Genomic DNA, 20,392 nt, shown 5'->3' with positions numbered 1-20,392 from the left:
GTCGAGCGGACAGTCAGACAGAACTGCCGAGGTCACACGGTCGGGTGAACCCAGACGGGTGAGCGCAGGTGGGCGAGGGTGGATGCTCCCGGAGTTGGCGGCAGTTTGCCGGTTCCTGACCTGTGCGGTGGGTGATCGCCGTACGCTGCACTCGTGACCGGTGATCCCCGTGTGCTGATCGACGCGACCGCGGTGCCCGCGGATCGGGGCGGGGTCGGCCGATACGTGGACTCGCTCGTCGGCGCACTCGACCAGGACGGGGCCCGGCTGACGGTGGTCTGCCAGCCGCGCGACCTGCCGCTCTACGACCAGCTCGCGCCCAGTTCCCGGATCGTCGCCGCGTCGCCCGCGACCTCGACGCGCACTGCTCGGCTGACCTGGGAACAGGCCACCCTGCCGCGCCTTGTGCGCCGGCTCGCCGCCGACGTCGTGCACTCGCCGCACTACACGATGCCGCTCGGCAGCGGGGCCGCTTCGGTGGTCACGCTGCACGACGCGACGTTCTTCACCGACGCCGTCCTGCACTCGTCGGTGAAGGCCCGTTTCTTCCGCGCTTGGACCACCACGGCGCTGCGCCGGGCGACACTCTGCGTAGTCCCCAGTCACGCGACAGCGGTAGAGCTGGCTCGGGTGAGCCCGGTGCGGCGGGCCGAGATGGAGATCATCCATCACGGCGTCGACAGCGAACGGTTTCATCCGCCGTCCCCGGAGGAGATCGCGGCGGCGCGGAAGGCGGTCGGGCTCGGCGCGACGCCGTATGTCGCCTTCCTCGGGGCGCTCGAACCGCGGAAAAACGTGCCCGCGCTGATCCGCGGTTACGCCCGCGCGGTCGCCGGGCAGCGAGACGCACCGGCGCTCGTGCTCGCCGGGCAGCCCGGCTGGGACACCCAGGTGGAGCGCGCGCTGGACGCGGTGCCGCACCGGCTTCGGGTGATCCGCGCCGGGTACCTGCCGTTCGGCACGCTCGCCGGATTCCTTGGCGGAGCGGAACTTGTGGCTTATCCGAGCCTCGGCGAAGGCTTCGGACTGCCGGTTCTCGAGGCGATGGCCTGCGGTGCCGCGGTACTGACCACGCGTCGGCTGTCGCTGCCGGAGGTCGGTGGGGACGCGGTGGCGTACTGCGGCGTCGGTGCGGGAGACGTCGCCGCGGCGTTGACGGAATTGCTAGCCGATCCGTCGCGCCGCTCGGTGCTCGCTTCCGCGGCGCAGCGGCGCGCCAAGGAATTCTCGTGGACGACAACGGCGGATCGGCACCGCGAGGCTTACGGAAAAGCCTGGCACCAGCATTTGCGCAATCGTTAACGGAGGCGGTAAAGGGCTTCCGCGTTGGCGTGCGCGATCTTTTCCCGGTCTTCCTGGTTCGGCAATTGCTCCAGGAATTCCGTGACGGCTGCGGCCTGTATCTGATGGAACGGGTAATCGCCGGACAGCAGGATCCGGTCGGCGGTCGTGTATTCGAGTGCGTTGCGCAGCATTCGCGGGACGAGCATTCCGCTCGTCGCCAGGTGAATGTTCGTGCGGAAATACTCGGAGACGCGGCGTTCGAGATGCGGGGCCGTGTGCGACAGGCTGTCGATGCGGTCGAGTGCGAACAGGACAACCTCGCCCCAGTGGCCGAGGACGACCTGCAGCTCCGGGTGGCGGTCGAAGGTTCCGCGCAGGATCAGCCGGATGACGGCGAGCCCGGCCTCGTAGTGCCAGCCGAGGCCGTAGGTGGCCAGCCCGAGGTCGAGTTCGGGGCTGAACCCGCTGTAGGAAGCCCGGCGCACTGACTCCACCGGGATCTGCGGGTGGACGAAGACCGGCCGTCCGAGTGCGGCAGCCGCGCCGAGCAACTGGTCGTACGCAGGATCGTCGAGGGGGCGATCGCCGCTGCGGCCGTACGACATGATTCCGACGTGCGCCGGGTCGTTCGCGGTCCGTTGCAACTCGGCGAGGGCCGCGGCTGGATCGGACATCGGCAGCGTCGTCATGGCGCGGAAGCGATCGGGATGCTTCGCGACGGCCTCGCTGGCGAGATCGTTCGCCTGGCGGCTCAGCTCGATGCCGTGCGGCGGCGGGCATCCGTGCGTCCCCGGCGGCGCGATCGAGAGCACTTGGACGTCGATGCCCGCGTCGTCCATCCACGCGACGCGCTGGTCGCCGATGTCGAGCAGGCGTTCCGTGAGATCGCCCCGGTCGTTGTGGGCGACGCTCGGATCGCCGGATTCGGTGCGCAGCATCCGGTCGATGCCAGGGGTGGTCCAGTGCTCCTCGATCGCGACGGTTTTCATCGGCCTCCTCATGAGGGCTGGTGCTTTCGAGATTACCAGTTTTCGGTTAACCGGCCTTCGGCGTTGTGCGGACGTGGTGCGCGATAGCGACCGCGACTCCGCTTGCGACGAAGAATGCGGTTACCGCCGGATTCATGGATTTAGACAAACTGGGCGCGCTTTCCGGACTTAACGCCCAGAGTGCGAGGACTCCGAGATAGACAGCGGCCAGCCCGGCGGACCACCAGCGCAGAGCGCGCGGCTGCGAATTGCGCAGGCTGGAGGCGACGAGCGCGATCAGCGGGAGGCCGGAGAGCAACGCGAACTGTCCGAGGACGAGCGCGGGAACGGACCAGGCGGTGATCAGGATGGGCAGCGAGGCGCGAGATGCGGTCATGACGGTTCTCCTTCGCGGGGCCTGCGTTCAGTGGCGGCAGTGGGCTTCGGCGGCGGTCTTCAGGTCGGCGAGCCAGAGGTCCAGCCCCGGGGCCAGGTACTTGATCGCGGTGGCCGGGTCGGCCTCGATCTGCGACCCGGTCCAGCTTTCTTCGGTGCGCACGATGACTCCGCCGCGCACCGGGACGAAGTTCCAGACGTGCGTTCCCTTGTCGATCCGCAGGCCCTGGCCGATCGCGGGGCCGGACCAGCGGATGCACTGGCCGGGCTTGACCTGGTGGACGGTCGACGTGATGACCAGCGTGGTGGCGGGCGTCGACGGTGTGGCCGGGGCGGGCGTGGTCCAGCGGAACTGCGAACCGGGGTGCAGCTTGCCCGGGTCGAGGCGCTTCATGCTCGTGACCGGCTTCTGCCAGCGCGGCCAGCTTTCGACGTTGGTGTGCAGCCGCCACACGGTGCTCAGCGGGGCCTTGATGAAGGTTTCCGCGCGGTGGTGGAGCTGGGCTGTCCGGTCGATGCCTTTGCCTTGGCAGGTAAGGGAATCCGGGTGCGCGGTGGCGGCTTGGGCGGGCGCGGCGCCCAGCAGTCCGGCGGCGATCGGAAGGGCGAGGAGGGCGGCGCGCAGGCGACGGGCGGTGTCCGACATGGTGAACTCCCTTAGTGGCAGTTAATAGCATTAACTCTGGTGAAGACCGTACAAGCTCGCCATCGTGAACGTCAATAGCGGAAGTGAAGGGGCTTAACTACACTGGGCGGACAGGAGCGAAGGGGAACGGCCGATGACCGAACAGGCACCGCGGGAGCGCTACCGCGAGCAGGTGCGCGGGGAGATCAAGCAGCACGCGCGGAACCAGATCGCCGAGGCGGGGCTGCCCGCGCTGTCGCTGACCGCGATTGCCAAGCAGATGAGCATGACCGTGCCCGCGCTGTACCGGTACTACCGCGGCCGGGACGAGCTGATCACCGCGCTGATCCGGGACGCGTTCCGGAGCCTCGCCGACACCGTCCGGGCGGCCGCGGACTCCGGGGCGGACCTGCTGGCCCTCGCCCACGTCATCCGGGACTGGGCCAAGGCCGACCCGCAGCGCTACTTCCTCATCTACGGCACGCCGGTGCCCGGCTACCACGCGCCGCCGGACACCACGGCGATCTCCAACGAGGTCATGGAAGTCCTGATCCAGGCGAACTCGGCGCTGGGCGAACCGGAGTCGGCGACGACGTTCCACGTGCACCTGGAAACCCATCGCGAGTGGGTGGACAGCGACACCGTCGGCACCGGCGCGGTGCGGCGCGCGCTGTCCTTCTGGACCCGCTTGCACGGCGTGCTGTCGCTCGAACTGGCCGGCCACTTCACCGGGATGAAGTTCGACCCGGCCCTGCTGATCGACGACGAACTGGCCGAGCTGAAAGCGTAAGCGGAAGTGACTGCGGGTGACCGGGTCGGTGGGCTGACGTAGCCGTCCGTGAGCAGTGGACAATGGCGCGGTGACTGAGCAGCGCACGTATGGTGACCGCGTCGGCGTCGTGACCGTGACCTACTTCCCCGGCGAAACGCTCGAGAAGTTCCTCGACACGCTCGACAAGGCGACTGACCGCGACGTCCACGTCGTCGTCGCCGACAACGCGTCCACCGACGGCGCTCCGGAAAAGGCCGCCGAACGCGAGAACGTGACGCTCGTCAGCATCGGCGAGAACGTCGGCTACGGGACGGCCGCCAACCGCGGCGTCGCGGCGCTCGACGACAGCTACGGCTGGGTCGTCGTGGTCAACCCGGACCTCGAATGGGAGCCGGGCTCGCTCGACGCGCTGATCGAGGTCGCCGGCCGCTGGCCGCGCGGGGCCGCGTTCGGGCCGCTGATCCACGACCTCGACGGGACCGTCTACCCGTCCGCGCGACTGCTGCCGTCGTTCGGGCGCGGGATCGGGCACGCGGTGTTCAGCAAGGTCTGGCCGGGCAACCCGTGGACCCGCGAATACCGCCAGGAGAACGCCGCGCCGACCGAGCGCACGTCCGGCTGGCTGTCCGGCTCCTGCCAGCTCTTCCGGCGCGAGGCGTTCGACTCCGTCGGCGGCTTCGACACCCGCTACTTCATGTACTTCGAGGACGTCGACCTCGGCGACCGGCTCGCGAAGGCGGGCTGGCAGAACGTCTACGCCCCGTCGTCGAGCGTGATGCACATCGGCGGCCACTCGACGGCGCGCGCGTCGGCGAAGATGCTGCGCGCCCATCACGCGAGCGCCTACCGCTACCTCGCCGACCGGCACCAGGGGTTGCTGTGGAAGCCGGTGCTGGCGGCGGTGAAGCTCGGGCTGGCGTTGCGGGTGAAGCTGGAAACCCGCAAGGGCTGACGGCTGCGGGGTCCGCAAGGGCTGCGAGTCCGCAAAGGACAGCAGGGCAACCGGCGTGCCTTCTCGGGCGTCCGGATGCTCAACAGCCGCAACACTTTGCGGTCGTAAAGATCGCTCGCGGGAGACGCGACCTCCCGCACGGGGCATCTCCCCGGGCAATCCGGGCAACCCGGGCCGGGGGAGACCCCGCGAGGATCACAGCCCGTCGAGCCGCCGGGACAGATTGGACCGTCCGCTGTTCTGCTTGACCGTCGGGACCAGACCGGTCATCTCTTCCTCGGCCGGCTCCTTCAGCGGGCTCGCCACCGGCTTCGCCTGCGGGCGCGGGACCAGCGGCGTCGTCGTCTGCGGACCGGCCGGGCTCGGCACCGTCGGCTGCGGCAGGGTGTTCTGCGGGCCCGGGATCTCGAGCGGCCGCGTCGGCGTCGGCTGGGCCAGCGGATGCGGCGACGGCTGCGTGCGCGAGCCGCCTGCCAGCGGATGGTCGTTTTCTTCGATCAGCGACGCGGGCAGCTGCGTCGTGGTGTCGGGGTCCAGCCCGGAGACCACCGCTCTGGAGATCTGCTGGGTGCTGGAGGAATCCATCGGAGACGTCATGTTGTCCGGCGTCACCACGAAGGCGCCGCGGGATCGTGCGCGTGCGAGCAAAGCGTCCGCGCGATCGCGGGGGTCCATTCCCCTCGGCCTCCCGACTGACCCGGGGCCTCTGGGGAAAGGCCCGCCTGTTTCCTGTCTAGGGTAGGCCCTCGGGGCCCGCGCCGCCCACGTTTCCCGCGGCTTGTCGCTCAGCGGTGCGTGATACAAAGGAGATTTCTGTGACGTCCGAGGTCGAGGTCGACGCCGTCGTACTGGTCGGCGGCCAGGGCACGCGGCTGCGCCCGCTCACGCTGTCCGCGCCGAAGCCGATGCTGCCGACGGCGGGCACGCCGTACCTGAGCCACCTGTTCTCCCGCATCCGCGCGGCCGGCATCCGGCACGTGGTGCTCGGCACGTCGTACCGGGCCGAGGTGTTCGAGGAGTACTTCGGCGACGGGTCCGCGCACGGCCTGGAACTCGAGTACGTAGTGGAGGACGAGCCGCTCGACACCGGCGGCGCCATCCGCAACGTCTACGACCGGCTGCGCGCCGACCACGCGATCGTCTTCAACGGCGACATCCTCTCCGGGGCCGATCTCCACGCTCAGCTGCGCACCCACCTCGACTCCGGCGCGGACGTCACCCTTCATCTGCAGCGCGTCCCCGACCCGAGCCGCTTCGGCTCGGTGCCGACTGATTCCGATGGGCGCGTCACGGCTTTCCTGGAGAAGACGCCGAACCCGCCGACGGACCAGATCAACGCCGGCTGTTACGTCTTCCGCCGTCCGGTGATCGAGACCATTCCGACCGGGCGGCGAGTGTCGGTCGAGCGCGAGACGTTCCCCGGGCTTCTCGAAAATGGCGCGCATCTGCACGGATTTGTCGACTCTTCGTACTGGCTCGACGTCGGCACCCCGGAAGCGTTTGTCCGCGGCAGCGCCGATCTGGTTCGCGGCGTCGCGCCGACCTCTGCGCTGGCCGGGCCGACTGGCGATTCTCTCGTGCTGGACGCGGCTTCCGTCTTTACCGGAGCGAAGCTCACCGACGGGACGACGATCGGCGCGCGAGCCATTGTCGGCAAGGACGCGACGGTATCCGGCTCGGTCGTGTTCGACGACGCGGTGATCGGTCCGGACGCGATTGTGGAGAATTCGGTGCTGGGCCGCGGAGCTCAGGTCGGCGAGGGCGCGGTGCTGCGCGGCGTGGTGCTCGGCGACGGCGCGTCGGTGGGGGCCGGCTGCGAACTGCTGGACGGCGTGCGGATCTGGCCCGGCGTTTCGGTGCCGGACGGCGGCATCCGGTTTTCGAGCGACGCGTGATGGAGTGGCGTCCGGGGTTTCCGGTGGATCTGGCGCAGGTGCTGGGTCCGCTGAGCCGTGGGCGCGGTTCGCTGAACTTCCGGCGCGACCGCGGTGTCTGGTGGCTGGCCGCGAACACGCCCGGCGGCAAGGGAACGCTGGCGCTGCTGCACCGGCCGGACGGGGTCGTCGAGGCCGAGGCTTGGGGCGACGGCGCGGATTTCCTGCTTGACGGCGTACCCGCGCTGCTGGGCGCGGACGATGACGACACCGGATTCGTCGCGCACCACGACGTGATCGCCGAAGGCCGTCGCAACGCGCCCGGGCTGCGGCTCGGCTCGACCGGGCGGGTGTGGGACGCACTGGTGCTGGCGATCCTCGAACAGAAAGTGAGCGGCAAGGAAGCGATCCGGTCGTGGGCGGAGCTGTGCCGATGGTTCGGCACGCGCGCGCCCGGTCCGGGTCCGGATTTCCTGCGGGTGCCGCCGGATCCAGTCGCCATTCGGTCCATTGTGGACTGGAACTGGCACAAGATCGGCGTGGACCTCAAGCGCCGCACGGCCTTGATCGAGGCGGCCCGGGTGGCCCCGCGGCTGGAGGAAGCGGTGCGGCTGCGCGGGATCGAGGGACGCGCGTGGCTGCGGAAGGTGCGAGGCATCGGCGTGTGGACGGCGGCGGAGATCGCCCAGCGCGCGTGGGGCGACCCGGACGCGGTCAGTTTCGGCGACTACAACATCCCGTCGATGGTCGGGCACACGCTGCTCGGGCGGAAGATCGACGACGAGGAGATGGCGCAGGTGCTCGCGCCGTACGCCCCGCAACGGCAGCGCGCGATCCGGTACCTGGGGGCGGCTGGGGCTCGGAAGCCGAGGTTCGGGCCGCGGATTGAGCTGCGGGATTACCGGGCGATGTAGCTCGGCGCGATGGGTGCGGAGGTTGAGGTTCCGACTGCGGGGCTTCTAGGCGACGCTAGTCAGCGCGGCGGGTACGGGCCGGGCTGCTGACCGGGTCCCTGCGGCGGGTATTGGGTGCCGGGCTGGGGCGGTTGCGGGGCGTTCGGGTACTGCGGGCCGGGCGGCGGGTAGCCGGGCTGGCCGGGGTAGTTCTGCGTGGGATAACCGGGCTGTTGGGGGCCGGGCGCGGGGTAGCCGGGCTGGCCGGGCGGCGGATAGCCCTGCTGCGGCGGGAAGTAACCCGGCGGCGGGCCTTGCTTCCGCCGGGACGAGGCCCGCGCCATCACCACGATCACGGCCACCACCCCAGCCAGCAGCATCAAGACGATGAGGTGCCAAGGCTGCACAGCCATGATGAAGATCCTCCCCTGGGCGAGGGTCCATCGTAGGCCGCTCAGCTGGGTTCGCGCACCGGAATGGATCAGCCCTGCGGGGGCTGCTGCGGCGGGTACTGCTGACCGGGCTGCGGCGGATACTGCTGCTGCGGGTACTGGCCCTGCGGCGGGAACTGCTGCGGAGCACCCGGCTGCGGCGGGTACTGGCCTTGCGGCTGCTGCCCGTACGGAGGCTGTCCCGGATACTGCCCCGGCCCAGCCTGCGGTGGCTGCGGTGGCTGCTTAGGCCGCCCCACCGTGAATTTCAGGATCAGTACGACCACCAGCAGCAGGATCAGCGCGCCCGGCAGGACGAAGTTCAGCATGGGCTTCCCAATCGGGTCGGGCACGGACAAAACCAGATGCTAATTCCTCGCCGCGGTCAGCGCAGGGCAGCCGCCGCGATCGCCACGCCTTGTTCGGCCGACAAGCCCAATCCCCGGATGACCTCGGCGTACGTGGCCGCCGCGGCTTGGGCTCGCGACAGCGTCTCGTCGCCGGTCGCGCCGACGAAAGTGCCTGCTCTGCCTCGGGTTTCCAGCAGACCGGCTTCCTCGAGCTCGCGGTACGCGCGCGCCACCGTGTTCGGCGCGATGCCCAGGTCCGCGGCCAGTCCGCGCACCGTCGGGAGTTTCGCGCCGACCGCCAGGGTGCCGTCGTTGATCTGGTTCGCCAGCGACGTCCGGACCTGTTCGAACGGCGGGACGGGCGAAGCCGGGTCGTAGCTGATGCTCATCGTTGCCGCCGTTTCCTCCGGATGCTCACCACAATGCCCAGCGCCAGCAGCGCGAACGCCACCGCGAAGCCGATCAGCACCACCCATCCGCTGATCGCGACGCCGGTGTCGCCCGGATGCAGATGCGGTCGCGCCAGGTCCATGCGCCCAGGTTAACGGGCCGCGGCGATCAGTTCGGCCAGATCTTCCGAACCCGCGGGCAGCGCGTCCACCGGCCACCAGCGCAGATCGTCGGATTCCTCGCTGCGCACGGGTTCCGCGCCGGGCGGGGCGTGCACGGCGTACCGGACGTCGAAATGCCGCGTGGGGACGCCGAGCGAGCAGGTGATCGGATGGACGTCCAGATGCACCGGCGTTTCGCCGATCACCAGGCCGCTCATGCCGGATTCCTCGGTCGCCTCGCGCAGGGCGGCTTCGGACAGCGACGCGTCCGACGGTTCGCAGTGCCCGCCGAGTTGCAGCCAGCGGCCGACGCGCGGGTGCAGAGTGAGCAGGACCTGCGTGCCGGTCGAGTCGAGGACCACCGCGGACGCGGTCAGGTGCCCGGCCTCGCAGGAACGCTGGCAAGTGTCCGGACGCGACGCCAGGAAGCCGAGAAACGCTTGTCGCAGCGACTCTTGTGCCGAGGAAGAGGGTTTCCACTCGGTCAGCGCGGCGACGGCGGATTCGTGCAGGGTCATCGTTCGATCAGCCAATCGCCGGTGGTGAGCGGTCCGCGCGGGGGAGCGGGTTCGGCCGGGTGCCCGACGGCGACCGCGCCGAGCGGCTGCCACTGGTCGTCGAGGTCCAAAGTGGACCGGACCAGGTCGGCGGCGAAGATGGTCGAGCCGATCCAGCAGGATCCCAGGTCTTCGGCGGCCAGCGCGACCAGCAGACCCTGCACGGCGGCACCGGCGGCGACGGTGAACATGGTGCGCTCGTGCCGGTTTCGCCGGTCGTCGCGGTAGGTATGCGCGCCTTCGGGCAGCAGGAACGGGATCACCAGTTCCGGCGCGCGGTAGAGAATGTCGCCGCGGGACAGGCGTTTCGCGATCTGTTCGGGAGTGAAACCGTCGCTGGTCAGGTCGGCTTCCCAGGAGGAGCGCATCGCGTCGAGGAGCTTGCGGCGCAGGCCTTCGTCGCGCAGCCAGATGAATCGCACCGGGTGCGTGTGGTGCGGCGCGGGCGCGGTGAGCGCGGCGGCGACGGCGCGCCGCATGGCTTCGGGATCCACCGGGTCGTCACTGAACTGCCGGACGGAACGCCGGTGCGGCACCGCTTCCCGGCGGCCCTGCGCGATGGATTCGTTGGTGCCCAACCGAAAAAGGTCGGTTTCGATCGGGCGGATCAGGGTGCGCGCGGTGGAGCCGTCGTCGTGGATCTGCAGCCCGCGCACGACCGCCACCGGCAACCCGCCGAGCTTGCCCTTCACCAGATCCGCGGCGGCGGCGATCTCGTCCGCGACCGCGATTTCCGTGACAGCCAGCTCGTTGCCCTGCGAATCGACCTGTCCGGCGTACCCGTGCAGCACGCGCAGGCCGGACGCGCCGATCGCGGCGTCCGTCTGGCCGACTCGCCAGGCGCGGCCCATGGTGTCGGTGACGACCACGGCCACCTCGACGCCCAGCCGCTCCCGCAAACCGTTGCGCAAAGCCAAAGCGGACGCATCCGGGTCCGCGGGCAGCAACGCCACTTCGTCGCCGCGCACGTTCGACGCGTCGATCCCGGCGGCCGCCTGCACGATGCCCAGCTGGTTTTCGGTGATCAGCGTGCGCGCGATCCGGGCGACCACCCGCACCGATTCTTCCTCGACCAGCTTGCGCCGGGCGGCGTCGCGCTCCTCGGGGTCGCTCGGCACGCGCACCAGGCGGCCCTCGATCTTCGAGAAAGCCTTGCTGGTCACCACGACCACGTCGCCGGACCGCAGCCACGGCGCGGCGGACACGATCGCGCCGGTCAGGTCGTCGCCAGGACGGAACTCCGGCAACCCCGGGACCGGCAGGATCTCGATCTTCTGGGAAGCATGGTCAGTCAAGAGAGACTCCCGCTACGTCGAGCGCCGCGCGGACCATGTCCGCCGTCGCGTCCGCATCGGACATCAGCAGCGGCACCGCGCGCACGTCCACCCCGGGCACCGTGACCTCGTCATCCTCCGGCGCGACGAGCCAGCCGTCGAGCACGCCGCCCTCGCTTCGCGCGCCGTAATGCCGGCCGACCGCCTCCGCGGAGGTCTCCACGCCGATCGCGGTGAGGCACGCGTCGGCCATGCCGCGCAATGCTTTCCCGCCGATGATCGGCGACACCCCGACGACCTTCGCGCGGGATTTCCGCAGCGCGTCGCGCACCCCGGGCACCCCGAGCGTCGTGCCGACCGACACGACCGGGTTCGACGGCGCGAACAGCACGACGTCCGCCTCGGCCAGCGCCGCCAGCACGCCGGGGCCGGGCTTGGCCTCGTCGTTGCCGACCGCGACGATCGAATGCGCGGGCACACCGGCCCGGTAGCGCACCCACCACTCCTGGAAGTGCACGGCCTTCTGCTGGTCCGGCTGCTCCGGGTCGTCGATCACGACGTGCGTCTCGACCCGGTCGTCCGACATCGGCAGCAGCCGCACGCCGGGCTGCCAGCGGTCGCACAGCGCCTCGGTGACCTGGGACAGCGGATAGCCCGCGCGAAGCATCCGCGACCGGATCAGGTGCGTGGCGATGTCCTTGTCGCCGAGCCCGAACCAGGTCGGCTCCGCGCCGTAGGCGGCGAGTTCCTCCTTGACCGTCCAGGTCTCGCCCGCGTGGCCCCAGCCGCGTTCGGTATCGATGCCGCCGCCGAGGGTGTACATGCAGGTGTCGAGATCCGGGCAGATGCGCAGGCCGTGCATCCACACGTCGTCGCCGGTGTTGACCAGCGCGGTGATCTCGTGCGGAGATTCGGCTGACCCTTCCGAGCCGATCGCGGGAAGTCCGAGTGCGGTTTTGACCCCGAGCAGGAAGCGGGCGCCGCCCACCCCGCCAACCAGTACGACGATCTTCACGACTGGCGATCCTCGCACGTCCGCGGCGCCGGGCCCCAGTACCGGTACCTGTGGTGCTCCGAACAGCCCAGCGAGGAATACAACGCGAGCGCGCCAGTGTTGCTCACCGCCACTTGCAGGACCCACTTGTCGGCACCGTGCGCGCGGCCCCAGTCCGCGAGCGCGTGCAGCACCGTCGTGGCCAGGCCGCGGCGGCGAAACGCCGGCGCGACCGCGAGCCGGGAGACGTGCAGCCAGTCGTCCACGATCGCGCCGCGCACCGCTCCCGCGGTGATTCCGTCGGCCAGCACGACGCCGTAGCCGACCTTTCCGGTGGTCACGACGTGCCGCTGGGCGGAACCCGGCTCCCTGGTGTTCTCGGCCAACTCCCACCATTCCGGCGTCGCCTGGTCGAGGACCTCGGCGCCGGGCGAAGGCGCGGACGGCAGCGGACCGGTCAGTACCGACACCTGGTGCCCGGCGGCGTGCTCGACCTGCTCGCGCCAGCCCGCCGCGGCCACCGCGCGCTCCAGATCGCTGTCTTCCAGCACCTGAACCGCGGGCGGAATGCCGCGGGCGTGGGCGAAGTCACACACGGCCTCGAGCGCGTCCGGGAGCGGACGGCCGGGGTCGCCGACGGCGAGTGTGCTGTTCGCGCGCCCGGTGAAGCCGTCCGCCCAGCGCAAAGTCCATTGTCCGAGCGGCTCCTCGACCACCGCCGGCCATGCTTTCGCGCACACGATTTCGAGCTTTTCCCGGGAGTTCACGGTTAGATTGTGACGGAGAGAGCTGTCCCGTTCCGCAGGAGAACCCATGAGCTACGCGCGCAAGGACGACCGGCACAACGACGAGCTTGTCGACGAGATCGCCGATGGCTTCAAGCGGACTCTCGAAGAAAAACGCGAGGACGGCAAGCCCGCCGGCCCCGCGTTCACGATTACCGGCGATGCCCGGAACGCGCCGAAACCGCGTCGCCGGGACCGCTGAGCGGCGCGGATCCGCCCCGTTTCCAGGGGTGGGATAAGGGTCGCCTAACCACCACCGGGGGCCGGGGAAGCGCGTAATGTCCGCACCGACCGGCCCAGCAGGAGAAGCCAGGAGTACGCAGTGACCTACGTGATCGCCGAGCCCTGCGTCGACGTGCTCGACAAGGCGTGTATCGACGAGTGCCCCGTGGACTGCATCTACGAGGGCGAGCGGATGTTGTACATCCACCCGGACGAGTGCGTCGACTGCGGCGCCTGCGAGCCGGTCTGCCCGGTCGAGGCCATCTACTACGAGGACGACGTCCCGGACAACTGGTCCGACTACACCAAGGCGAACGTCGACTTCTTCAATGAGCTGGGCTCGCCCGGCGGCGCCTCCAAGGTCGGCAAGACCGCGCACGACCCGGGGTTCATCAAGGCTCTGCCCCCGCAGGGCGAATGACCCGGCTGCCCGACTTCCCCTGGGATTCGCTCGCCGAGGTCAAGGCCCGCGCGCAGGCGCATCCCGGGGGCATCGTCGACCTCTCCGTCGGCACGCCCGTCGACCCGGTGCCGGACTCGATCCGCGCCGCGCTCGCGTCCGTGTCGGAGATCCCCGGCTACCCGACCACGCACGGCACGCCTGAGCTGCGCGAAGCGGCCGTCACGGCGTTGCAGCGGCGGTATGGGATCACCGGCGTCGAACCGGACGCGGTGCTGCCGACGATCGGCTCGAAAGAGGCCGTGGCCTGGCTGCCGCGGCTGCTCGGCTTCGGACCGGGCGACGTGGTGGTCATCCCGGAGCTGGCGTACCCGACGTACGAGGTCGGCGCGCTGCTCGCGGGCACCGAGGTGGTGCGCGCGGACGGGCTGACCCAGCTCGGCCCGCGCCGCCCGGCGATGATCTGGCTGAACTCGCCGTCGAACCCGACTGGCCGCGTGCTGGGCGTCGACCACCTGCGCAAGGTGGTCGAATGGGCGCGCGACCGCGGCACTGTCGTGGTGTCCGACGAGTGCTACCTCTCGCTCGGCTGGGAGGCGGAACCGCTGTCGGTGCTGCATCCGTCCGTCCACGGTGGACAGACGGACGGCCTGCTCGCGGTGCATTCGCTGTCCAAGTCGGCGAACCTCGCCAGCTACCGCGCCGGGTTCGTGGCCGGTGACCCTGCGCTGGTGAAGACCCTGCTGGAGGTGCGCAAGCACGCCGGCATGATCGTGCCGCGTCCGGTGCAGCAGGCGATGGTGGCCGCGCTGACCGACGACGAAGCCCTTGCCGGACAACGCGAACGCTACCGCGCGCGTCGCGTCGTGCTGCGGAAGGCGTTGCAGGACAGCGGGTTTGAGATCACGTACTCCGAGGCTGGGCTGTATCTCTGGGCCACGCGCGGGGAATCCGCGCAGGCCACGGTGGAATGGCTTGCCGAGCGCGGGATTCTGGTCGCGCCGGGGACGTTCTACGGGCCTGCGGGACGCGACCATGTGCGGGTCGCGCTGACGTCCACGGACGAGCGCATCGAGGCGGCTGCGGAGCGGCTCGCGCAGGGCTAACCGCCTCTCGCCCCGTCGACGGGCCGGAGCGCGATCCCGAGGTACGTGAGGGGAACCCTGAGGGAATCTGATTCCCTCAGGGTTCCCCTCACGTACTTTCGCGGCAGCCGAGTCATGCAGCCCCTCGTCAGCCGGTTCAGTAGTCGCGGCCGGTGAAGCCGCGGTACACAAACCGCGTCAGTGCCTCGATGGCTTCCTCGTCCGACGGCTGATCCCAGCCCGCGGGTGGCGGGGTCAGCAGCCACATCTGCGCGAAGTTGTCGATCAGCTGGTACATCATCGCGATGGTCAGCTGGGTGTTCGCCGGGAGCCGCAAGCCGGCCGCGGTGACGTGTTCGAGGTGGCTCTCGACGTCTGAGGCTTGAGTGGCGCCGAAATTCGCGTACGTGGCGGCGAAGTCGTCGTTCACCATCGCCGCCTGGCGCAGCGCGAGCATCGTGGGCGCGTTGGCGCGGTAGAAGTCCCAGTACTGCCGCACGTGCCAGCGGACCGCGGCGGGATCGCTGAAATCGGCCAGATGGTCTTCGGCCATGGCCTGCTGGTCGCTGTCCTCCGCCAGGTCGGCCAGCAGCGCGACCAGCAGTTCTTCCTTGCTCGCGAAGTGGTTGTAGAACGACCCGGCGGCGCGGCCCGCTTCCTTGGTGATGTCGGTGATCTTCGTGTTCAGGTAGCCCTTGGCCGCGAACACGCGCTTGGCCGCTTCCTTCAGCGCCGTTTCCGTTTCGGCGGCTTTGTCCTTGCGGCTCGTCGCCGTCATCCGGCACCTCCCTTGACGCGAACGCTATCAGCGGGCATTCTGAATCTAGATTCACTGAATGTAAATTCACCGAGAGGGGCGAGGGACATGACGGTGCTGGTGGCGGGAGCGGGGCCGACCGGGCTCACGCTGGCGATCGAGCTGGCGCGGCGCGGGGTCGGCGTGCGGATCGTGGACAAGGCGGAGCAGTACTTCGCCGGTTCGCGCGGCGACGGGCTGCAGCCGCGCACGATGGAGGTTTTCGAGGATCTCGGCGTGCTGGACGCGGTGCTCGCCGCGGGTGCGCCGCCGTATCCGATGAAGGTGTACCTCGACGGGAAGTTCGCCATGGTGCGGCGGATGGCCGAGCCGGTCGAGCCGACGCCCGCGGTGCCGTATCCGAACGCCTGGTTCCTCGGCCAGTCGCAGACCGAGGGGATCCTGCGGGACCGGCTGGCCGAGTTCGGCGTGCGGGTGGAGCTGAACACCGCGCTGACCGGCTTCACGCAGGACGACGAGGGTGTCACCGCCGAGCTGTCGACCGGGGAGACGGTGCGGGCGGAGTACCTGGTCGGTGCGGACGGCGGGAAGAGCTTCGTGCGCAAGGCGCTGGGGATCGCCTTCGAGGGGACCACCGACGAGTCGATCCGGCTGCTGCTGGGCGACGTCTCGGCGGAGGGGCTCGACCACGACTCGGGGTATTGGTTCGCGGCGGCGGACGAGCCGATGTCCGGCGTGGCCTTCACGCCGCTCGCGGGGACGCCGCACTTCCAGTTCTCCTCGCCGCTCGGCGACGGCGACGCGGAGGCTTCGTTGAGCGCGTTGCAGGCGCACCTGGACCGCGTGTCCGGCGGCGGGATCCGACTGCTCGACTTGGCGTGGTCCACGGTGTGGCGGCCGAACATCCGGCTGGCCGCGGCGTTCCGGCAGGGCCGCGTGTTCCTTGCGGGGGACGCCGCGCACGTGCACCCGCCGACGGGCGGGCAGGGGCTGAACACCGGGGTGCAGGACGCGTACAACCTCGCCTGGAAGCTTGCCGACGGATCACCTGAGCTGCTGGACAGCTACGAGGCGGAACGGCGTGCGGTCGCGGCGCGGGTGCTGGGGGTGAGCAGTGCGTTGCTGAAGAAGTACAAGGATGGTTCCGAGGACGCGCACAAACGCGGGCCGGAGACGCAGCAGCTTGACTTGACCTATCGGGGTGGACCGCTGTCGCCGGTGGGTACGGGTGCGTTGCGACCGGGGGATCGGGCGCCGGATGCGCCGCTTGTCGACGGGAATGGCAAGGGGGTGCGGCTGTTCGAGTTGTTCCAGGGTCCACATGCGACCGAGCTGGTGTTCGGCGAGGGGGAACTGGGGACGGAGCATCCGGCGTATCGGATTTTGCCGCAGGGGTCTACGGGGGAATTCGTTGATGTCGGCGGGCATGCTTATGCGGCTTATGAAGGGGTGCCGGGGAAGCGGGTGTTGGTGCGGCCGGATGGGTATGTGTGGTCGGTTAAGTGACCGCGTGCTCGGCTTTTTCGATGCGGTGCCACACATCGAGCCACGCGGCGCGGGCTCGGGCGCGTTTGGCCAGCTCGTGTTCGACGATCCGGCCAGCGACGAAGCCCATCTCCGCATCCGCGTTGGCCAGCGCGCCGCGCACCTTCTCGGCGGCGTAAACCGCGTCCTGATGATCGCCCAGCACGGTCTGGAATTTGCGAGTCGCCTTGATCAGTTCGGACAGCTTCTCGGCCTGCTTCTTCTTCGCCGCCGATCGGGCCAATTCCGCGGTGTAGCGCAGTTTCTTGCCGTGGATGCGCAGTGCGTGCAGGTCGTCGTCCGGTGGGTTCGGCGGCAGGGCGGCGACCGCGCGGGCGAGTTTTCGGTACGGCTTCCGCACGTCGGCGGCCAGACCGGGCTTCTCGGACGGCGTCTCGTCGATCTCGTGCTCCGCGGTGCGGGACAGCTGGGCGATGCCCTGCAGCAGGGTCGCGTACCGCGGGCTCGACAGCGCCCGGTTCAGCCGGCGGCGGGCGGTGGTGCGTTCGGCGACGAAGCGGGACACCAGCCGTCGGCCGGCGGCCTGGTCTCGGACGTCGAAGTCGGCGATCACCTCGCGCAGGTGGCCGATCAGGACGTCGTAGTCGCGGACCTCCCCGAGCACCTGGCCCAGCCAGCCGAGATCGGCGCGCACCGGTTCCGCGGTGGCCCCGACCAGCGCGCTGGAGGATTTCAGCACGCTCCGCATCCGCCGTTGCGCCACGCGCATCTGGTGCAGTTCTTCCGGATCGGCACCGGCCCGGGTGCCGGGTTCGCGGGACAGCAGTTCGCGCAGTTCGTGGTCGAGTTTGGCGCGCACGTGCGCGGCCGCCGGGGCCTCGGGGTCCGCTGTCGCCGGTTCGGCGGGGAGCCCGAGTGCGGCCGGCGTCGTCGGTTCCGGAGTGCGGCGGCGGCTGGTCGCTTCGGAAGTCACGTGGTTAATGGTAGGTGAACAACGAGCGGATCGGAGTCCGCCGAAACAGCGAGAGGGTGCGCTCCCGCCGCGGGAAGCGCACCCTCTCGAAGGCTGGATCAGTTGGCGTGCAGTGCTTCGTTCAGCTTGATGCCGACGCCGCCGCGCGGCACGACCTCGACCGCGCCGGTCGCGGAGTTGCGCCGGAAGACCGCGCCGGAGATGCCGGACAGCTCGCGTGCCTTGACCGTCTTGCCGTCGACCTCGACCTTGGTGCCCGCGGTGATGTACAGCCCGGCCTCGATCACCGAATCGTCGCCGAGGGAGATGCCCGCGCCGCCGTTCGCGCCGATCAGGCAGCGCTCGCCGACCGAGATCACCTCGGTGCCGCCGCCGGACAGGGTGCCCATGATCGACGCGCCGCCGCCGACGTCGCTGCCGTCGCCGACCAGCACGCCCGCCGAGATGCGACCCTCGACCATCGACGCGCCGAGCGTGCCCGCGTTGAAGTTGACGAAGCCCTCGTGCATCACGGTGGTGCCGGACGCGAGGTGCGCGCCGAGGCGCACGCGGTCGGCGTCGGCGATGCGGACGCCGGTCGGCAGCACGTAGTCGACCATCCGCGGGAACTTGTCCACGCCGTACACCGCGACCGCGCCGCGCGACCGCAGCCGCAGCCGGGTCTGCTCGAAGCCCTCGACCGGGCACGGGCCGTGGCTCGTCCACACGACGTTGGCCAGCAGGCCGAAGATGCCGTCGAGGCTCTGCCCGTGCGGCCGGACCAGGCGGTGCGACAGCAGGTGCAAGCGCAGGTAGACGTCGTGGGCGTCGGCGGGCGCGGTGGCAAGGCTGCCGATCGTGACGCGCACCGCGACGACCTCGACACCGCGGTCGGTGTCCGGGCCGAGCAGCGCGGCCGCGGACTCGCCGAGCAGCTCGGCGGTCTGCTCCGCGGTCAGCCGTTCGGTGCCGCTGGTGCCTGCGTCGACCAGCTTGGGGTGCGGGTACCAGGTGTCCAGCACGGTCCCGTCGGACGTGACGGTCGCCAGCCCGACGCCGACGGCGCCGGTCGTTTCGGGGTCAGGGGTCTGCTCGCTCACGCTGGTCACGGTAGCCGAAGCGAGCCGGATCAACCCGTGGTGGCCAGCTGGTTCACCTTTTGCTTGACCTCGGTCAGCGCGGCCGAGATGGAGACGAGCGCCTGCGTGCACTCCCCGCCCGGCGTCGCCACGGTGGTGCAGCCTGCCTGGCGGAACGCGCCGACCGCCTGGTCGATCGCGGTCGCGTCGCGGTCGAGCGGCTGGTTGACCGTCTTGCCCGCTTTCGCCAGCTTGTGCACCGAACCGGCGGTGTTGCCCACCTCGGTGACGTATTTCTCACAGCCCTTGGGCAGCTGGGTTTGCGGGCCGGTGAAGCAGGAGTCGGCCGACAGCGCCTCGAGCTTGGTCGGCAGGGCGTCCGGACCCGGATCGCCGGCGCCAGGACGGGCCTTGGGCCCGGCCTCGGTACTGCAGCCGGTGAGGACGAGGGCGAGGACGCCCAGAGCGACCAGGGAGCTTCGCGTGCGCACGTCCTCACGGTAGCCCCCGTGCTGGCTGGGTACGGTGCCGGTATGACCTCCCTTGACCTGCGCGCCGATCCGGCCGAGCTCACTGCTGCCCTTGTGGATGTGTTCAGCGTCTCTGGGGAGGAGGGGCGGCTTGCTGACCTGGTGCAGGCGGCTCTGAGCGAGCAGGCTCCGCATTTGGAGGTTGTGCGTAATGGGGATGCTGTGTTGGCGCGGACTCATTTGGGGCGGGCTTCGCGGGTGATTCTTGCCGGGCATCTGGATACGGTGCCGGAGAATTCCAATTTGCCTTCTCGGCGTACTGGGGCTGGGGACGATGCGGTGTTGCATGGTCTTGGTTCGGTGGATATGAAGGGTGGGGATGCGGTGTTTTTGCATCTCGCCGCTACTTTGCCGGAGCCTCGGCATGATGTGACGTTTGTTTTTTATGATAATGAAGAGGTTGAGGCTGTTCGGAATGGGCTTGGGCGGATTGAGCGGGAGTTGCCTGAGTGGCTTGTGGGTGATTTGGCGGTTGTGGGGGAGCCGTCTAATGGGGTGATTGAGGCTGGGTGTCAGGGGACGTTGCGGGTTGAGGTTCGGACTTCTGGGGCTCGGGCGCATACTGCTCGGGCTTGGATGGGGTCGAATGCGATTCATGCGTTGGCTGAGCCGTTGCGGCGGTTGGATTCTTATTCGGCTCGGGTTGTCGAGATTGACGGGCTGACTTATCGGGAAGGGCTGCAGGCTACTGCTATTTCTGGTGGGGTGGCTGGGAATGTTGTTCCTGATTCAGCTGTTTTGACGGTTAATCATCGGTTTGCGCCGGATCGGGGGGCGGAGCAGGCTGAGGCTCATGTGCGTGAGGTTTTTGACGGGTTTGATGTGACGTTGGTGGATATGTCGCCTGGGGCGTTGCCTGGGTTGTCGGAGCCTGCTGCCGCGGAACTTGTGGCTGCGGCTGGGGGGACTGCTGCGGCTAAGTTGGGGTGGACGGATGTGGCTCGGTTTGCTGCGTTGGGGATGCCTGCGGTGAATTTTGGGCCTGGGGATCCTACGTTGGCGCATACGCAGCAGGAGAATGTTCGGGTTGGGGAGATTCGGGGGGTTGCTGAGGTGTTGAGGAAGTTCCTTAGTTGAGGGGTCGGCTCGTCGCCTGGCGGCGACATTGCGCACGGGTGGTTGCGTGGGGCACCCCGAAGCTTGATTGTGCTGACGGTCTGGGGGTGCTTGTCAAGG

At 69.5% G+C, this 20,392-nt stretch carries 26 protein-coding genes; 10 read left to right on the top strand and 16 right to left on the bottom strand.

All coding sequences use genetic code 11. The features are described 5' to 3' along the window. The first annotated feature begins 171 nt into the window (after positions 1-171). Entirely contained in the window at positions 172-1,302 is a 1,131-nt protein-coding gene (locus tag ACFXI3_RS17945; protein WP_344288912.1) for a glycosyltransferase family 1 protein, read from the top strand. Here ACFXI3_RS17945 and ACFXI3_RS17940 read toward each other — a convergent pair. From ACFXI3_RS17940 to ACFXI3_RS17930, 3 genes are read right to left on the bottom strand one after another with little or no spacing between them, the layout of a single operon-like run. Further along, positions 1,299-2,273 (bottom strand): amidohydrolase family protein, encoded by a 975-nt coding sequence (locus ACFXI3_RS17940; RefSeq protein ID WP_378400526.1) that lies wholly within the window; start codon positions 2,271-2,273, stop codon positions 1,299-1,301. The genes ACFXI3_RS17945 and ACFXI3_RS17940 overlap by 4 nt on opposite strands. Positions 2,274-2,319: 46 nt before the next feature. Then, on the bottom strand, positions 2,320-2,649 hold the full coding sequence (locus ACFXI3_RS17935) for a hypothetical protein (protein WP_378400524.1): 330 nt from the start codon (positions 2,647-2,649) through the stop codon (positions 2,320-2,322). A gap of 27 nt (positions 2,650-2,676) precedes the next feature. Beyond that, positions 2,677-3,294: an SRPBCC family protein gene (locus tag ACFXI3_RS17930; protein WP_378400522.1), complete on the bottom strand. Its 618-nt coding sequence runs from the start codon at positions 3,292-3,294 to the stop codon at positions 2,677-2,679. Positions 3,295-3,427: 133 nt separating this feature from the next. Between ACFXI3_RS17930 and ACFXI3_RS17925 the strand changes: the two genes are divergently transcribed. Both ACFXI3_RS17925 and ACFXI3_RS17920 read left to right on the top strand, forming a co-directional pair. Further along, positions 3,428-4,063 (top strand): TetR/AcrR family transcriptional regulator, encoded by a 636-nt coding sequence (locus ACFXI3_RS17925; RefSeq protein ID WP_344288725.1) that lies wholly within the window; start codon positions 3,428-3,430, stop codon positions 4,061-4,063. Between the two features lie 70 nt (positions 4,064-4,133). After that, the gene (locus tag ACFXI3_RS17920) at positions 4,134-4,997 is read left to right on the top strand and encodes a glycosyltransferase family 2 protein (protein WP_344288723.1); all 864 of its coding nucleotides are present in this window, start codon (positions 4,134-4,136) and stop codon (positions 4,995-4,997) included. 195 nt (positions 4,998-5,192) lie between these two features. Here ACFXI3_RS17920 and ACFXI3_RS17915 read toward each other — a convergent pair whose 3' ends face one another. Beyond that, a complete protein-coding gene (locus tag ACFXI3_RS17915; protein WP_344288719.1) occupies positions 5,193-5,672 on the bottom strand; it encodes a hypothetical protein in 480 nt (159 codons plus the stop codon). 140 nt (positions 5,673-5,812) lie between these two features. On the opposite strand from ACFXI3_RS17915, the gene ACFXI3_RS17910 reads away from it, so the two are divergent. Together ACFXI3_RS17910 and ACFXI3_RS17905 are read left to right on the top strand one after the other, a co-directional pair. Next, positions 5,813-6,892: a sugar phosphate nucleotidyltransferase gene (locus ACFXI3_RS17910; protein WP_378400520.1), complete on the top strand. Its 1,080-nt coding sequence runs from the start codon at positions 5,813-5,815 to the stop codon at positions 6,890-6,892. Continuing rightward, positions 6,892-7,785, top strand: a complete 894-nt coding sequence (locus ACFXI3_RS17905; RefSeq protein ID WP_378400518.1) for a DNA-3-methyladenine glycosylase family protein — start codon at positions 6,892-6,894, stop codon at positions 7,783-7,785. The genes ACFXI3_RS17910 and ACFXI3_RS17905 overlap by 1 nt, the downstream gene beginning before the upstream one ends. Positions 7,786-7,844: 59 nt before the next feature. Here ACFXI3_RS17905 and ACFXI3_RS17900 read toward each other — a convergent pair whose 3' ends face one another. From ACFXI3_RS17900 to ACFXI3_RS17865, 8 genes are all read right to left on the bottom strand, one after another. Next, the gene (locus ACFXI3_RS17900; RefSeq protein ID WP_378400516.1) at positions 7,845-8,177 is read right to left on the bottom strand and encodes a hypothetical protein; all 333 of its coding nucleotides are present in this window, start codon (positions 8,175-8,177) and stop codon (positions 7,845-7,847) included. 68 nt (positions 8,178-8,245) lie between these two features. Further along, on the bottom strand, positions 8,246-8,548 hold the full coding sequence (locus ACFXI3_RS17895) for a hypothetical protein (protein WP_378400514.1): 303 nt from the start codon (positions 8,546-8,548) through the stop codon (positions 8,246-8,248). A 32-nt stretch (positions 8,549-8,580) separates the two neighbouring features. Beyond that, positions 8,581-8,934, bottom strand: coding sequence for a GntR family transcriptional regulator (locus tag ACFXI3_RS17890; protein WP_378400512.1), 354 nt, complete (start codon positions 8,932-8,934; stop codon positions 8,581-8,583). Then, positions 8,931-9,077, bottom strand: coding sequence for an LPXTG cell wall anchor domain-containing protein (locus tag ACFXI3_RS17885; protein ID WP_093575833.1), 147 nt, complete (start codon positions 9,075-9,077; stop codon positions 8,931-8,933). Before ACFXI3_RS17885 ends, ACFXI3_RS17890 begins: the two co-directional genes overlap by 4 nt. Before the next feature lie 9 nt (positions 9,078-9,086). Further along, positions 9,087-9,614: an NUDIX hydrolase gene (locus ACFXI3_RS17880; protein ID WP_378400510.1), complete on the bottom strand. Its 528-nt coding sequence runs from the start codon at positions 9,612-9,614 to the stop codon at positions 9,087-9,089. Further along, the gene (locus ACFXI3_RS17875) at positions 9,611-10,948 is read right to left on the bottom strand and encodes a coenzyme F420-0:L-glutamate ligase (RefSeq protein WP_378400508.1); all 1,338 of its coding nucleotides are present in this window, start codon (positions 10,946-10,948) and stop codon (positions 9,611-9,613) included. Before ACFXI3_RS17875 ends, ACFXI3_RS17880 begins: the two co-directional genes overlap by 4 nt. Beyond that, positions 10,941-11,942 carry a 2-phospho-L-lactate transferase gene (gene cofD / locus ACFXI3_RS17870; RefSeq protein WP_378400507.1) on the bottom strand — a complete coding sequence of 334 codons (1,002 nt, stop codon included), beginning with the start codon at positions 11,940-11,942 and terminating at the stop codon, positions 10,941-10,943. The genes ACFXI3_RS17875 and cofD overlap by 8 nt, the downstream gene beginning before the upstream one ends. Next, positions 11,939-12,688, bottom strand: a complete 750-nt coding sequence (locus ACFXI3_RS17865) for a GNAT family N-acetyltransferase (protein ID WP_378400505.1) — start codon at positions 12,686-12,688, stop codon at positions 11,939-11,941. The genes cofD and ACFXI3_RS17865 overlap by 4 nt, the downstream gene beginning before the upstream one ends. A 46-nt stretch (positions 12,689-12,734) precedes the next feature. On the opposite strand from ACFXI3_RS17865, the gene ACFXI3_RS17860 reads away from it, so the two are divergent. The 3 genes from ACFXI3_RS17860 to dapC all read left to right on the top strand — a co-directional run bounded on the left by ACFXI3_RS17860 (position 12,735) and on the right by dapC (position 14,434). Beyond that, on the top strand, positions 12,735-12,908 hold the full coding sequence (locus tag ACFXI3_RS17860; protein WP_093575832.1) for a hypothetical protein: 174 nt from the start codon (positions 12,735-12,737) through the stop codon (positions 12,906-12,908). Between the two features lie 120 nt (positions 12,909-13,028). After that, entirely contained in the window at positions 13,029-13,349 is a 321-nt protein-coding gene (fdxA, locus tag ACFXI3_RS17855) for a ferredoxin (protein WP_009072848.1), read from the top strand. Then, the gene (dapC, locus tag ACFXI3_RS17850) at positions 13,346-14,434 is read left to right on the top strand and encodes a succinyldiaminopimelate transaminase (RefSeq protein WP_378400503.1); all 1,089 of its coding nucleotides are present in this window, start codon (positions 13,346-13,348) and stop codon (positions 14,432-14,434) included. The genes fdxA and dapC overlap by 4 nt, the downstream gene beginning before the upstream one ends. Positions 14,435-14,570: 136 nt before the next feature. Here dapC and ACFXI3_RS17845 read toward each other — a convergent pair whose 3' ends face one another. After that, the gene (locus ACFXI3_RS17845; RefSeq protein WP_378400501.1) at positions 14,571-15,191 is read right to left on the bottom strand and encodes a TetR/AcrR family transcriptional regulator; all 621 of its coding nucleotides are present in this window, start codon (positions 15,189-15,191) and stop codon (positions 14,571-14,573) included. 87 nt (positions 15,192-15,278) lie between these two features. Between ACFXI3_RS17845 and ACFXI3_RS17840 the strand changes: the two genes are divergently transcribed. Then, positions 15,279-16,676: an FAD-dependent monooxygenase gene (locus tag ACFXI3_RS17840; RefSeq protein WP_378400499.1), complete on the top strand. Its 1,398-nt coding sequence runs from the start codon at positions 15,279-15,281 to the stop codon at positions 16,674-16,676. Here the strand turns inward: ACFXI3_RS17840 and ACFXI3_RS17835 are convergent. The 3 genes from ACFXI3_RS17835 to ACFXI3_RS17825 all read right to left on the bottom strand — a co-directional run bounded on the left by ACFXI3_RS17835 (position 16,669) and on the right by ACFXI3_RS17825 (position 19,177). Further along, positions 16,669-17,628, bottom strand: a complete 960-nt coding sequence (locus tag ACFXI3_RS17835) for a CHAD domain-containing protein (RefSeq protein ID WP_378400497.1) — start codon at positions 17,626-17,628, stop codon at positions 16,669-16,671. The genes ACFXI3_RS17840 and ACFXI3_RS17835 overlap by 8 nt on opposite strands. 98 nt (positions 17,629-17,726) lie before the next feature. After that, positions 17,727-18,707 (bottom strand): 2,3,4,5-tetrahydropyridine-2,6-dicarboxylate N-succinyltransferase, encoded by a 981-nt coding sequence (gene dapD, locus ACFXI3_RS17830; protein WP_344288688.1) that lies wholly within the window; start codon positions 18,705-18,707, stop codon positions 17,727-17,729. Between the two features lie 29 nt (positions 18,708-18,736). Further along, positions 18,737-19,177, bottom strand: a complete 441-nt coding sequence (locus tag ACFXI3_RS17825; RefSeq protein ID WP_344288686.1) for a hypothetical protein — start codon at positions 19,175-19,177, stop codon at positions 18,737-18,739. A gap of 42 nt (positions 19,178-19,219) precedes the next feature. Here ACFXI3_RS17825 and dapE point away from each other — a divergent pair, with 42 nt between their 5' ends. Continuing rightward, positions 19,220-20,293, top strand: a complete 1,074-nt coding sequence (gene dapE / locus ACFXI3_RS17820) for a succinyl-diaminopimelate desuccinylase (RefSeq protein WP_378400495.1) — start codon at positions 19,220-19,222, stop codon at positions 20,291-20,293. Positions 20,294-20,392 lie beyond the last annotated feature (99 nt).

The sequence above is a fragment of the Amycolatopsis sp. NPDC059235 genome, assembly GCF_042754125.1.
GTDB classification, from domain to species: Bacteria; Actinomycetota; Actinomycetes; order Mycobacteriales; family Pseudonocardiaceae; genus Amycolatopsis; species Amycolatopsis albidoflava.
This window is presented reverse-complemented; position numbering and strand designations above follow the sequence as displayed.